Source organism: Enterobacter sp. 22499 (assembly GCF_052044815.1).
Classification (GTDB): Bacteria; Pseudomonadota; Gammaproteobacteria; order Enterobacterales; family Enterobacteriaceae; genus Enterobacter; species Enterobacter bugandensis.
This window is the reverse complement of the sequence record NZ_JBQENR010000006.1, coordinates 138,297-151,867: the sequence shown is the minus strand read 5'-3', so window position 1 is coordinate 151,867 and position 13,571 is coordinate 138,297. Positions and strand designations below refer to the sequence as shown.

The following is a 13,571-nucleotide window of genomic DNA, read 5'->3' as shown; positions in this document are numbered from 1 at the left end:
TTTATGCGTCAACGAAGCCGGTAATTTGGGAAACACGGGAGAGATCGATATTGCCGCCGGAAATAATGCAGACGGTTTTACGGCCCTGAATATAGGGGTCAAGCTTGCCGCTTAATAACGCCGCGCAGGCCAGCGCGCCCGCGCCTTCCGTCACCACTTTATTTCGCTGAATAAGGGCAATCATGCTGTTGCGAATATCGTCTTCACTCACCAGCACAATGTCATCGACCAGTTCACGAACAATTTCGAAGGTTAATTTACCCGGACGAGACACGTCGCAGCCATCGGCTAATGTGCCGGTAACGCGATGGTTGGTTATTTCTCCGGCCTGCCAGGAAGCCGCCATGCCGTGAACGTTTTCAGACTGTACGCCGATAATATTGATTGTCGGGTTGATGGATTTAATTGCTGTCGCAATACCGGCAATTAAGCCGCCGCCGCCGATAGGGACAATCACATTATCCACGTCGTAAAGATCTTCAAGAATTTCGAGGCCGATGGTGCCCTGCCCGGCAATGACTTTCGCATCGTCATAAGGCGGAATAAATATGCGCCCCTCCATCTCGACGATTTCGCTCACCTTAGCGATGGTGTCGTTGAAGTTCTCGCCGTGCAGCACCACTTCGGCGGAGTAGTCGCGGGTAGCGGCGACCTTGGATTTTGGCGCGCCCATCGGCATCACCACTTTGCCGTCGATACCGAGCATGGCGCAGGAGAGCGACACCCCCTGAGCGTGGTTTCCTGCGGAGCAGGCCACTACCCCTTTGCGTTTTTCTGCGTCCGTCAATGAACTTAACTTATTAAACGCCCCGCGTATTTTAAACGAACCGGTACGCTGCATATTTTCAAATTTCAGGAATATCTCACCTTTACAGCGTTCGCTGAGATAATTTGAGCGCGGCATGCCGGTTTTATAAATTTTTCCCGCCAGGCGTTTTCTGGCGTCCTTAATATCTTCAATGGTCACCGGGAGATCGTAGGTAATGTGCATAATATCCTCGTTATAATAATTCATTGTTTTCAGGCAAAGTCAGGGTATCAGAGCGTTCAAAAGCGTCGCTCCGGGTGTTTTAAAACTTAATTATTTCTATCGTCGTTTATCGATATCCATCGACGAATATTGTTTTGCCAGTTCAACTAATACTGACGCCGATTTTTTAATACTGTAATTTTTCGACCACACGGCGGCATAGCGCGCCACGGGTAATTCATCTTCCACGGGCAGCACAATAAACTGGTCTGAGCCGAACGGCGCAATCATGTCACGGGGGATCACCGTCAGGTAATCGGCATTAAGGACAAGGTTATAGATAGTGACGACGGAATCGGTCTGGACGATGTTTTCAATGCTGATGTGGTTGTCTTGCAGGGTGGTCAGTAGTTCGTTGTAGTAGCCCATATCGGTTTGCGGCATCACCCACTGCTCGTGCGTAAGTGATGCCAGTCTGGTCGGGCCGGTGCACGTTCGTGATTTACTCGCCACCAGCACAAACTCGGATTCAAACAGTGGCTCAACGTGAAGATCCTGAAGCAACATTCCGTCGCTCAGCGTGCCGATGGCAAAATCCAGCCGACCGTCGCGAATGGCGGGCAGGAATGAAGAGAGCTGCGCTTCATACATGGAGACGCGCGCTTTCGGGAACACTTCCCTGAATTTTTTGATCATCTCAGACAGGAAGGTGAAGCCAATCAGCGACGGATAGCCAAAGGAGACGTCCATGACGGTACTAAAACTGAGGCTGTTGATTTCGCTCACCATGTTTTTCATTTCGCGGGTGATCGACTCAGCGTATGACAGCAGCACCTGACCAGCGGCAGTGAGTTTTACGCCGGTGTTTTTACGCACCATCACTTCCACCCCGAAGTAGGATTCGATGTCGCTGATGATTTTGCTGACGGCGGGTTGCGTCAGGCCTAGTTGTCTTGCGGCAGAACCTATGGAGCCACTTTTAATGACTTCCTGAAATACCACGAGGTGCTGAGTTTTCGGTAGAATAATAGTATTCATAATATTCTGCGCTTATTTCCCTATGACGCAGCGGATTCTACCCAATAATGTTTCAGGGGGTATGTGCTGTTACTCACAATTTGCCTTTTAGGACTAATTCGGCTGACAGCCAAAACACAACAAAATCATTTAAAATCAATATCTTAAACAAATATAAATACGCTATTACGCTGATATTGATCAACAAAAAAGGGAGTAATCAATTTATTTTATGCCGATAACCCCGGTGAATTTCTTCAATTATTAAATAACAATAAAGATTAACTTTCAGACAATTAAAGGCTAATAAATAGTCATTATTTACTTAAAACATTTTTGTGATTTATCAAATATAATAATAATAATTTTGCAAGTATGAAGGAAACAGTGGAGCAGGTCACATATTCATGCAGTAAATGTTTTTGATTTCAATATACGCATATCAAATAAGAAAACAATAACGCCCACTTCAATAACAAAATTAACAATCTCACAACACTACAAATGACGCATTTTATATGCGGGAAATTTTGTGATTTCGATCGTCAATGGAGGATGAATGCATGCATTAAGATTAAGCATAGAGACAGTGAAATGTGCTTTATGCCGCAAAACAGAGAATTGGTCTCGTTTGTAAACATTGCATCATGGTGCAGAAAGCAAAAACCCCGCCGAAGCGAGGTTCTTTAAGAAGTTGAAGCTGACCGATAAAGCGGCTTCATTCGACTGTACGTCAGGCAACTCCAGCGCTGGGGTTGCCTTGTGGCGCAGACTGTATCTCACTTTGTGTGCTAGATAAAGCAGGTAAACAGACATAAGAAAGGCTGAGACAAATCCCAGCCATAGACCTTTCTTCATCCCCCACCATGCTTTATCACAAACATTAAAACTCCACCAATGATGAAAAATGCAAGACTTGCGATGGCAAAGTATAGCTCCAGGTAAAATGGACCAATTAGACGCTTCGGTAGTCCACGGATGAAATCTTTGTCATCATTCGTTGTAAAATGTGAGCTTCGATTCCAGAGTAATGGCTTAAAGATAAACTGCATTTTTACACTGTAGGCGAAGTCCACGTAGAGAGTGTTCACGTCATCGAATATTTGAACCGTTGGCGGCAAATCGCCAAACTTCTCTTTGTACAATAAGCAGATCTCTTTGTATCGTTTTTTGTTCAGTGTCGATGCGACAAGGCTAGCGATAGCAAATCCAAAACCTAAACATCCTGCAACAATGAACGCTTTATCCATTGTGTTAATCATCACTGGTAGCCTCGTAAAGTTTTTCACCTAAAAAACCGCCTAATACTGAAACTGCTTTATCACTTCCGTATGAGACTCCACCAGCAATACCAATCGTACAAAGTAATGCTCCTGCCCCACCGGCTTCAAAGGTTGCTGCACCCAAAATTGCAACACAGGCGGTTTCCGTCAAACTGCCAGCCAATATTTTTGTGGCAACCCTTCCGCCAAGTAAACTTCCAGAAAACTCACCAATGGAAGTAAAAGCAGTTTTCTCACAATCTCGTCCAACTGTGCAGGCTTCAGTAATCTTCGCAGCAGTATCAAGGGCTGACAGGCCAAGTCCAATCTTCCCTGCTGTTTCCATCAGCTTCACATACTTCGCCAGCTTTTCGATGTGCGTCGCGTAACCTTCAATATCGCTTACGCCTGTTTCGTTCCAGCGGAGCGTGATTGAACGGCTGGAGAGGCCAAGAGCACTTTTCAGATCGGCGTACTCGTTGAACATGAAGCGATGTTTCATGAACATCTTAAGAACGCTATCAAGTTGACCAAACAAGCGGCGGCGCTCAACATAAAATTGCTCGCCGATCAGTGTACCGCTGGTGATGTACTGGTTCTTGTACGTCTTCTCAATTTCGACGAGGATTTTTTCTACCTGTTCGAAATACCCCTTAGCGGCTTCAGTGGCTTGAGCTGAATATCCATAAGTATCGCTAGCCGTACTGGCAGCAGCAGCGAACATCTCAATGGTGTCTTTGTGCTTGTAGAGAAAGTTTGCTTGCTGAATGGAGAGAGGAGCTAACGCTGCATCAATTCGCGCTTTCGCGGCCTGCATGTGGGCGATCTGTTCGTCGTCCTGTTTATCAGGATCGACTACCAGCATAATAGAACCGGCTTTGTATCTTTCATCCGGGCCGTTCAACGTGGCAAAGAGTTCTTTTACACCTGCAGGTGGGTTCTCTGTGAATAACAGACGTTGCCAGGCTTCAGTGGTCCCACCAAACGGGATAATGGTAAAACCTGCCTCGATACCTTTGGGTTTATCAGATTTTGGATCTTGTTTTGTAGATTGTGCGTGCTGAACGGGTTCAGGCAGTTCAGGAAGACCGGCAATCTGCCGTGAGCCAATGCTGGTTGGAATCACTTCATTATCAAGCTCGTAACTATCATAGAAGTTTGAGGGGACAAGGCGAGATCTACATGGGCCAGAACTTCGACTGTGCAGCGTACCAGCAATTCTCTTACCGTGGATAGTGTCGCGAATCCCTCCCGCAATACGGTATAGCCCTTCATGCTTGCCACAGGTTGCTCTGTGACCTTCGCAGACCATGTCTTTCCCAAAATGCTGATGGTCAGGACATCCATCTATGATAACACCGCCACAGGCGGTTTTGTCACCCCTGAAAAGATAATTGCCCTTGACTCCCATTATAAGTCCCTTTGCTTGCTGTCGTTCTATTTATCCCCAGTCCTCATTGTACAAATAAACCACATTATTCGAAATGTATTGTTTTTAAAATAAAATGGCATTTCGAGCTATTCACCATGAAAATATTACTGTTTTCTTATTCAGATAATGAATTAATAAAGCTCTTATTATTGAGCCTTAACCGTAAAGATGTTTATGATCAGAACAGTAGAAATTATTTATGGGGTTGCAGGAGGCAATATAAGAGTTATTGCAACCGTTGATGTATCTCATTTCACCACCAGAGATACACCAACGATTGCTTTAAAGAAGTTGAAGCTGACCGATAAGCCGGGTTCTGTCGTGGACAGTCATTCATCTAGGCCAGCAATCGCTCACTGGCTCAAGCAGCCTACCCGGGTTCAGTACGGGCCGTACCATGTGAACCCCTATTTGGCCTTGCTCCGGGTGGAGTTTACCGTGCCACGGACTGTTACCAGCCGCGCGGTGCGCTCTTACCGCACCCTTTCACCCTTACCTGATCCCGCTTGCGCGGGCCATCGGCGGTTTGCTCTCTGTTGCACTGGTCGTGGGTTTCCCCCCCAGGCGTTACCTGGCACCCTGCCCTATGGAGCCCGGACTTTCCTCCCCTCCGCCCGTCTCCCCCGAAAGGGACGACGACGAAGCGGCGACTGTCTGGTCAGCTTCGGCGCGCAGTATAGAGGGTTTGCGCGCCGCTGTCACCCTCGGGTGCGGGCTAGATGCTATTAACGCGCCACTTCCACCTTCGCCAGTTTTTCGTAGTAGCACGCAATCGCGCTGTGATCGGCCGTACCCAGGCCATCCGCCCGCAGCGCCTGCATCATCTCCATAACCGCAGCGGTCAGCGGCAGCTGTGCACCCACGCCGTGAGACGTATCCAGCGCGTTCGCCAGATCTTTGATGTGCAGATCAATGCGGAAACCGGGTTTGAAATTACGATCCATCACCATCGGCGCTTTGGCATCCAGCACCGTACTGCCCGCCAGACCGCCACGGATTGCCTGATAAACCAGGTCCGGATTGACGCCCGCCTTCGTTGCCAGCGTCAGCGCTTCAGACATGGCGGCAATGTTCAGCGCCACAATCACCTGGTTCGCGAGCTTGGTAACGTTGCCCGCGCCAATGTCTCCGGTATGCACTACGGAGCCTGCCATCGCTTTCATCAGGTCATAGTATTTGTCGAACACGGCCTTATCGCCGCCCACCATCACCGACAGGGTACCGTCGATGGCTTTCGGCTCGCCGCCGCTGACGGGCGCATCCAGCATCTCTACGCCCTTCGCTTTTAACGCCTCGCTGATTTCACGGCTCGCGAGCGGGGCAATAGAGCTCATATCAATCAGCACCAGGCCCGGCTTCGCACCCTCGATGATGCCGTTCTCCCCAAGCGCGACCTCTTTGACGTGAGGGGAATTTGGCAGCATGGTGATGATGACATCGCACTGCTCAGCAATGGCTTTAGGGGTAGTAGCTGTTTCCGCGCCCGCCGCCATCACCTCAGCCACAGACTGTGGATTGTGATCGGATACCACCAGTGAGTAACCCGCTTTAATCAGGTTCTTACTCATTGGTTTACCCATGATCCCAAGACCAATAAAACCCACTTTCAGCGTCATAATCTGTTTCCTCAATGATGGTTATTTTTTAAAAGCGTCCGCTAATTTCTGCGTCGCTGAGCGGAACACGCCGAGGTCGCTGCCGACGGCAACGAACGTGGCTCCCCACTCCAGGTAGCGGCGGGCATCGGCTTCAACCGGCGCCAGAATGCCGCACGGTTTGCCGTGCGCTTTGGCGCGGGCAAAGATGTGCTGGATTGCGCGCTGTACGTCCGGGTGGCTGGCGTTGCCCAGATGCCCAAACGCCGCAGCCAGATCGCTTGGACCGACGAAGATACCGTCCACGCCGTCTGTGGCTGCAATCGCATCGACGTTATCAACGCCCTGCTGGCTTTCAATCTGAACCAGAATAGTGATGTTGCTATTGGACTGGGCGAAATAGTCCGGCACGGTGCCAAACATGTTGGCGCGGTGCGATACCGAGACGCCGCGGATCCCTTCCGGCGGATAGCGCGTTGAGGCCACGGCCAGCGCCGCCTGTTCTTCCGTTTCCACAAACGGGATCAGGAAATTGTAGAAACCGATATCCAGCAGACGCTTGATAATCACCGGCTCGTTAGTTGGCACGCGCACCACCGGAGTGCTGGGGCTACCTTTCAGCGCCATCAGCTGCGGAATAAAGGTGCTGATATCGTTCGGCGCGTGTTCGCCGTCCAGCACCAGCCAGTCGAATCCGACCAGGCCTAACACTTCGGTGCTGATAGGGTTTGCCAGCGCGGACCAACAGCCAATCTGAATCTGGTGCGCCGCGAGGGCAGCTTTAAACTTATTCGGGAAGATATCGTTATTCATCACTTAACCCTTTTTTAATTCCGCTGTTTTAGCCAGTAATATTTATTCCAGAACAGATTCTTTATATTTATTTCTCTGACTGAATGGTGGCGTTATAAAATCGTCATTCAGTATAATCGGCTCTACACGTCAGCACATTGTTTTGATGCTCAAGTATTGCGCTACATCTCAACGCTATTATGAGCATATGCACAAAGCAGTGGGCGCTAATGCACAGAATCAAGGATTAGTCCGCCTGAAACGATCGCGATCACATTTTCACTTTTCTTCTCCTGACATGCTTTATTTCTACGTTAAGAAAACGATTATCCAACGAGTTATTTTTCATAGCTGAAACTTTGCCGGAGAAGAGTGAATAATGACCGATATTGCAATTAGAGAGGCACCCCCGACGGCGTTTTATATTAAGGTTCACGATACGGATAACGTGGCGATTATTGTCAACGACAATGGCTTAAAAGCAGGCACCCGCTTCCCGGACGGGCTGGAGCTGATTGAGCATATTCCGCAGGGGCACAAGGTCGCGTTGGTCGATATTCCTGCCCACGGTGAAATCGTACGCTACGGCGAAGTCATCGGCTATGCGGTAAGCGCTATTCCGCAGGGTAGCTGGATTGAGGAGTCGCTGGTGGCGCTGCCAGAAGCACCGCCGCTGAATACGCTTCCGCTGGCGACCCGCGTTCCTGAAGCTTTGCCGCCGCTGGAGGGCTATACCTTTGAAGGCTACCGCAATGCGGACGGTAGCGTCGGCACCAAAAACCTGCTCGGCATTACCACCAGCGTGCACTGCGTGGCGGGCGTGGTGGATTACGTGGTGAAAATCATTGAACGCGATCTGCTGCCAAAGTACCCGAACGTCGACGGCGTAGTGGGTCTTAACCACCTGTACGGCTGCGGCGTAGCGATCAATGCGCCCGCGGCGGTGGTGCCGATCCGTACTATCCACAATATCGCCCTGAATCCGAACTTTGGCGGCGAGGTGATGGTCATTGGCCTCGGCTGTGAAAAATTGCAGCCAGAACGCCTGCTGCAGGGTACCGAGGATGTCAAAGCCATCCCGGCAGACGGGGCCAGCATCGTGCGCCTGCAGGACGAGCACCACGTTGGTTTTCGTTCAATGGTCGACGATATTTTGCAGGTAGCAGAGCATCATCTGGACAAACTCAACCGCCGCCAGCGCGAAACGTGTCCGGCGTCGGAACTGGTGGTGGGAACACAATGCGGCGGCAGCGATGCGTTTTCCGGCGTGACGGCCAACCCGGCAGTGGGCTATGCGTCCGATCTGCTGGTTCGCTGCGGCGCCACGGTAATGTTCTCCGAGGTAACCGAAGTGCGTGACGCCATCCATCTGCTGACGCCGCGCGCAGTCAACGAAGAGGTGGGCAAACGCCTGCTGGAGGAGATGGCCTGGTACGATAACTATCTCGATATGGGCAAAACCGACCGCAGCGCCAACCCTTCGCCGGGTAACAAGAAAGGCGGCCTGGCGAACGTGGTGGAAAAAGCTCTCGGTTCGATTGCCAAATCCGGTCAGAGCGCGATTGTGGAAGTGCTCTCTCCGGGCCAGCGGCCAACCAGGCGCGGCCTTATTTATGCGGCAACACCTGCCAGCGATTTTGTGTGCGGCACCCAGCAGGTGGCCTCCGGTATTACAGTGCAGGTCTTTACCACCGGGCGCGGCACGCCGTACGGGCTGATGGCGGTTCCGGTGATCAAGATGGCGACCCGCACCGAGCTGGCAAACCGCTGGTATGACTTAATGGATATCAACGCGGGCACCATCGCCACCGGGGAAGAGAGTATTGAGGACGTGGGCTGGAAGCTGTTCCATTTTATTCTGGACGTAGCGAGCGGGAGGAAGAAAACTTTCTCGGACCAGTGGGGATTGCATAACCAGCTGGCGGTGTTTAACCCGGCGCCAGTGACGTGATGGCCCCTCAGCCTTCCCTCTCCCTATAGGGGAGAGGGTAAAAACCTTAAACCAACACCACCTCAATCCCGCTTTTCCGTAATCCTTCCAGACTCTCCGCCGGAATACCTTCATCAACGATAATCATATCAATCCGTTGCGTATCAATGATTTTATGCAGGCTTGAGCGGTTAAACTTGCTGGAGTCGGTCACGACAATAATACGCTCTGCCACCTCGCACATTTTGCGGTTCAGGCGTGCTTCATCCTCGTTGTGCGTGCTCACACCGCGATCGAGATCGATAGCGTCGACGCCCAGGAACAGCAGATCAAAGTGATAATTCTGTAAGGACTGTTCCGCCTGGTCGCCATAGAAGGACTGCGACTGACGCCGCAAGTGCCCGCCGGTCATCAGCAGCTCTACCCCTTCAGCTTCCAGCAACGCATTCGCCACGTTCATCCCGTTAGTCATCGCAATGACATCCGTGTGCTGGCGCAGCATACGAGCGATCTCAAAAGTCGTGGTGCCGGAATCCAGAATAATGCGGTGCCCCGGCTTCACCAGCGCGGCGGCGGCCTGAGCGATGCTGCGCTTCACCGCCGTATTGAGCGAGCTTTTATCCTCAACGGAAGGCTCGATGCCAGGCGCATTCCCTTCGCAGATCAGCGCCCCGCCGTAGGCACGAACGGCGATGCCCTGCTTTTCCAGAAACGCCAGATCGTTACGGATCGTCACCGTCGATACGCCGTACAGATGTGAAAGATCGTTAACCTGCACGCTTCCCTGCGCCCGCAACCGCTGAATGATCTGCTCCCGCCTTTCACTGGTGCCGGTGATGCGCTTCTCTGCGGATGAATCGCTGCTGCTCATACGAGATCCTTAATCAATAAACTTTCATTTCATTTCGTTTTGTCTATTAACGCCTTTCTTTTTAGCGAATGCAAGCGCTGTCTGGAGGACTTACGCAAGCCTGTGAACAGCTGAAACCTTTCATTGTGTTTCTTTTGTGAAACAGATCGGAAAACCATTATCTTTCGTTTTATTTTTACACCGCCATAATGCAGGATTAAATGAAACAAAACGAAAGATAAAAATCATTACCATCCGAAATGGAGAGGAAAGTGAAACATCTGACAGAAATGGTGGAACAACATAAACGGGGGAATGCAAACGGGATTTATGCCGTCTGTTCCGCACATCCACTGGTACTTGAAGCTGCCATTCGTTACGCCCATTCACGCCAAACGCCACTGCTGATTGAAGCCACCTCAAACCAGGTGGATCAGTTTGGTGGCTATACCGGCATGACGCCCGCTGATTTTCACGGGTTTGTCTGTAAGCTGGCGCAATCGCTTGGTTTCCCGACGTCACAGCTGATCCTCGGCGGCGATCATTTAGGGCCCAACCGCTGGCAAAACCTGCCGGCTTTGCAGGCGATGGCGAACGCCGACGATCTGATCAGGCACTACGTGGCAGCCGGATTTAAAAAAATTCACCTCGATTGCAGCATGTCCTGTGAAGACGATCCGGTTCCTTTAACCGATGCGATCGTTGCCGGGCGCGCCGCGCGTCTGGCAAAAATTGCCGAAACAACCTGTCTCGAGCAATTTGGTGTAGCCGATCTGGTCTACGTTATCGGCACGGAAGTTCCGGTTCCCGGCGGCGCGCACGAAACGCTGACCGAGCTTGAGGTCACGACGCCAGAGGCGGCGCGCGCCACGCTTGAGGCACACCGCCACGCATTCGAGAAGGAAGGGTTAAGCGACATCTGGCCGCGCATTATTGGCCTGGTGGTTCAGCCCGGCGTTGAGTTCGACCATGCGCACGTTTGTGACTATCAGCCACATAAAGCCGTCGCGCTGAGCAAGATGGTTGAAGCCTATGACACGCTGGTATTTGAAGCACACTCTACCGATTACCAGACGCAACAGGCGCTGCGCCAGCTGGTGAACGATCACTTCGCTATTTTAAAAGTCGGCCCTGCCCTGACCTTTGCCCTGCGTGAAGCGCTGTTCTCGCTGGCCGCCATTGAAGAAGAACTGCTCCCGGCGAAAGCCAGCTCGGGCCTGCGTCACGTTCTGGAAAACGTGATGCTCGATCGCCCGGAATACTGGCAAAGCCACTATCACGGTGACGGCAACGCCCGACGCCTGGCCCGCGGCTACAGCTACTCCGACCGCGTGCGCTATTACTGGCCGGACAGCCAGATTGACGATGCCTTTGAACGACTGGTGCGCAATCTGGCAGACGAACCCATTCCGCTGCCGCTTATCAGCCAGTATTTGCCGTTGCAGTACAGCAAAGTTCGCGAGGGCGCTCTCAAGTCAACGCCGCGGGAACTCATCATTGACCACATTCAGGACATACTCCAGCAGTACCATGCCGCCTGCGAAGGCGTAACGACTCCACACGCATAATTAAAAAGAGGAAAACGCTATGCCAAACATTGTCTTATGCCGCATTGATGAACGCCTGATCCACGGACAGGTGGGCGTGCAGTGGGTGGGGTTTGCGGGGGCAAACCTGGTGCTGGTGGCAAATGACGAGGTTGCAGACGATCCGGTTCAACAAAACCTGATGGAAATGGTGCTCGCGGAAGGGATCGCCGTGCGTTTCTGGTCGCTGCAAAAAGTGATCGACAACATTCACCGCGCCGCTGACCGCCAGAAAATTCTGCTGGTCTGCAAATCACCCGCCGATTTTCTGAAGCTGGTTGAAGGCGGCGTCCCCATCACCCGTATCAATGTCGGAAACATGCACTACGCCAGTGGCAAACAGCAAATTGCCAAAACGGTCTCTGTCGACGCGAACGATATCGCTGCGTTCAACGGCCTGAAAGCGGCCGGGGTGGAATGCTTTGTTCAGGGCGTCCCAACAGAGACCGCTTTGGATCTCTTTAAACTGCTTTGAGGGATTCACAATGGAAATCAGTCTGTTGCAGGCATTCGCGCTGGGGCTTCTTGCCTTTATCGCGGGCCTGGATATGTTTAACGGCTTAACACACATGCACCGCCCTGTGGTGCTTGGTCCTCTGGTCGGCCTGATACTGGGCGATCTGCATACCGGGATCCTGACCGGCGGTACCTTAGAGCTGGTCTGGATGGGTCTGGCGCCGCTGGCGGGCGCGCAGCCGCCAAACGTGATTATCGGCACCATCGTCGGCACCACGTTTGCCATCACCACGGGCGTGAAGCCGGATGTCGCCGTTGGGGTCGCGGTGCCGTTTGCCGTGGCGGTTCAGATGGGGATCACCTTCCTCTTCTCCGTGATGTCCGGCGTAATGTCCCGCTGCGATCGCATGGCGGCCAACGCGGACACCGACGGCATAGAGCGAGTCAACTATCTGGCGCTGCTGGCGCTCGGCATTTTTTATTTCCTGTGCGCGTTTCTGCCTATCTACTTTGGCGCTGAACACGCGAAAACCGCCATTGCTATCCTGCCGGAGCGTCTGATTGACGGTCTCGGCGTCGCGGGCGGCATCATGCCAGCGATCGGCTTCGCCGTGCTGCTGAAGATCATGATGAAAAACGTTTACATCCCTTATTTCATTATCGGTTTTGTCGCCGCGGCCTGGCTGAAGCTTCCGGTACTGGCGATTGCCGCAGCGGCGCTGGCGATGGCGCTGATCGACCTGCTGCGTAAATCGCCTGAACCGACGGCGCCCGCGGCCCAGAAAGAGGAATTTGAAGATGGCATCTAATCAAACCACCCTGCCGGGCGCGTCTGTCAGTGAAGAGACGCTGCTGAGCGGCGTGAATGAAAACGTCTATGAAGACCAGACCATTGGCGCAGAGCTGACCAAAAAAGACATTAACCGCGTGGCCTGGCGCTCCATGCTGCTGCAGGCCTCGTTTAACTATGAACGTATGCAGGCCTCCGGCTGGCTGTACGGGTTGCTGCCCGCGCTGAAAAAGATCCACACCAATAAGCGGGACCTGGCGCGGGCGATGAAAGGTCATATGGGCTTCTTTAACACCCACCCGTTTCTGGTGACCTTCGTTATCGGCATTATTCTGGCAATGGAGCGTTCCAAGCAGGATGTAAACAGCATTCAGAGCACCAAAATTGCGGTCGGAGCCCCGCTCGGAGGCATTGGTGACGCCATGTTCTGGCTGACCCTGTTACCCATCTGCGGCGGTATTGGTGCCAGCCTGGCGCTGCAAGGCTCCATTCTTGGCGCGGTGGTTTTTATCGTGCTGTTCAACGTGGTGCATCTCGGCCTGCGCTTTGGCCTGGCGCACTACGCATACCGAATGGGCGTTGCCGCCATTCCGCTGATCAAAGCCAACACCAAAAAGGTCGGCCACGCGGCCTCTATTGTCGGGATGACGGTGATCGGCGCGCTGGTGGCGACCTACGTCCGACTCAATACGACGCTTGAAATCAAGGCGGGTGATGCGGTCGTTAAACTGCAAACCGACGTGATCGACAAGTTGATGCCCGCGTTCCTGCCGCTGGTCTACACCCTGACCATGTTCTGGCTGGTGCGCCGCGGCTGGAGCCCGCTGCGGCTGATCGGTATCACCGTGGTGCTGGGCGTTGTCGGTAAATTCTGTCACTTCCTGTAAAAGC

At 52.5% G+C, this 13,571-nt stretch carries 12 protein-coding genes and 1 other RNA gene; 5 read left to right on the top strand and 8 right to left on the bottom strand.

Annotated features, from left to right (window positions below; all coding sequences use genetic code 11):
* Window position 1: 1 nt before the first annotated feature.
* The 7 genes from tdcB to garL all read right to left on the bottom strand — a co-directional run bounded on the left by tdcB (window position 2) and on the right by garL (window position 7,089).
* Window positions 2-991 (bottom strand): bifunctional threonine ammonia-lyase/L-serine ammonia-lyase TdcB, encoded by a 990-nt coding sequence (gene tdcB, locus ACTJI7_RS17375; protein ID WP_440670466.1) that lies wholly within the window; start codon window positions 989-991, stop codon window positions 2-4.
* 96 nt (window positions 992-1,087) lie between these two features.
* Window positions 1,088-2,008 carry a transcriptional regulator TdcA gene (tdcA, locus tag ACTJI7_RS17370; protein ID WP_028014518.1) on the bottom strand — a complete coding sequence of 307 codons (921 nt, stop codon included), beginning with the start codon at window positions 2,006-2,008 and terminating at the stop codon, window positions 1,088-1,090.
* An 833-nt stretch (window positions 2,009-2,841) separates the two neighbouring features.
* Window positions 2,842-3,237: a hypothetical protein gene (locus ACTJI7_RS17365; RefSeq protein ID WP_226859110.1), complete on the bottom strand. Its 396-nt coding sequence runs from the start codon at window positions 3,235-3,237 to the stop codon at window positions 2,842-2,844.
* Window positions 3,238-3,241: 4 nt separating this feature from the next.
* The gene (locus ACTJI7_RS17360) at window positions 3,242-4,660 is read right to left on the bottom strand and encodes a PAAR domain-containing protein (RefSeq protein WP_192978557.1); all 1,419 of its coding nucleotides are present in this window, start codon (window positions 4,658-4,660) and stop codon (window positions 3,242-3,244) included.
* A gap of 310 nt (window positions 4,661-4,970) precedes the next feature.
* Window positions 4,971-5,347, bottom strand: an RNA gene (rnpB, locus tag ACTJI7_RS17355) — RNase P RNA component class A.
* Between the two features lie 59 nt (window positions 5,348-5,406).
* Window positions 5,407-6,297: a 2-hydroxy-3-oxopropionate reductase gene (gene garR, locus ACTJI7_RS17350; RefSeq protein ID WP_041907938.1), complete on the bottom strand. Its 891-nt coding sequence runs from the start codon at window positions 6,295-6,297 to the stop codon at window positions 5,407-5,409.
* Window positions 6,298-6,318: 21 nt separating this feature from the next.
* On the bottom strand, window positions 6,319-7,089 hold the full coding sequence (gene garL / locus ACTJI7_RS17345; RefSeq protein ID WP_192978559.1) for a 2-dehydro-3-deoxyglucarate aldolase: 771 nt from the start codon (window positions 7,087-7,089) through the stop codon (window positions 6,319-6,321).
* A gap of 358 nt (window positions 7,090-7,447) precedes the next feature.
* On the opposite strand from garL, the gene garD reads away from it, so the two are divergent.
* Window positions 7,448-9,019 carry a galactarate dehydratase gene (gene garD, locus ACTJI7_RS17340; protein WP_192978561.1) on the top strand — a complete coding sequence of 524 codons (1,572 nt, stop codon included), beginning with the start codon at window positions 7,448-7,450 and terminating at the stop codon, window positions 9,017-9,019.
* Window positions 9,020-9,065: 46 nt separating this feature from the next.
* Here the strand turns inward: garD and ACTJI7_RS17335 are convergent, their stop codons facing one another.
* Window positions 9,066-9,869, bottom strand: coding sequence for a DeoR family transcriptional regulator (locus ACTJI7_RS17335; protein WP_048999518.1), 804 nt, complete (start codon window positions 9,867-9,869; stop codon window positions 9,066-9,068).
* Window positions 9,870-10,108: 239 nt separating this feature from the next.
* On the opposite strand from ACTJI7_RS17335, the gene kbaZ reads away from it, so the two are divergent.
* The 4 genes from kbaZ to agaE are packed head-to-tail and all read left to right on the top strand — an operon-like array spanning window position 10,109 to window position 13,567.
* Window positions 10,109-11,416, top strand: coding sequence for a tagatose-bisphosphate aldolase subunit KbaZ (kbaZ, locus tag ACTJI7_RS17330; protein WP_048960553.1), 1,308 nt, complete (start codon window positions 10,109-10,111; stop codon window positions 11,414-11,416).
* A 19-nt stretch (window positions 11,417-11,435) separates the two neighbouring features.
* Window positions 11,436-11,909 (top strand): PTS N-acetylgalactosamine transporter subunit IIB, encoded by a 474-nt coding sequence (agaV, locus tag ACTJI7_RS17325; protein WP_028014524.1) that lies wholly within the window; start codon window positions 11,436-11,438, stop codon window positions 11,907-11,909.
* Between the two features lie 10 nt (window positions 11,910-11,919).
* Window positions 11,920-12,699: a PTS N-acetylgalactosamine transporter subunit IIC gene (gene agaW, locus ACTJI7_RS17320; RefSeq protein ID WP_028014525.1), complete on the top strand. Its 780-nt coding sequence runs from the start codon at window positions 11,920-11,922 to the stop codon at window positions 12,697-12,699.
* Window positions 12,689-13,567, top strand: coding sequence for a PTS N-acetylgalactosamine transporter subunit IID (gene agaE, locus ACTJI7_RS17315; protein ID WP_047367066.1), 879 nt, complete (start codon window positions 12,689-12,691; stop codon window positions 13,565-13,567). The genes agaW and agaE overlap by 11 nt, the downstream gene beginning before the upstream one ends.
* The last annotated feature ends 4 nt before the right edge of the window (window positions 13,568-13,571 follow it).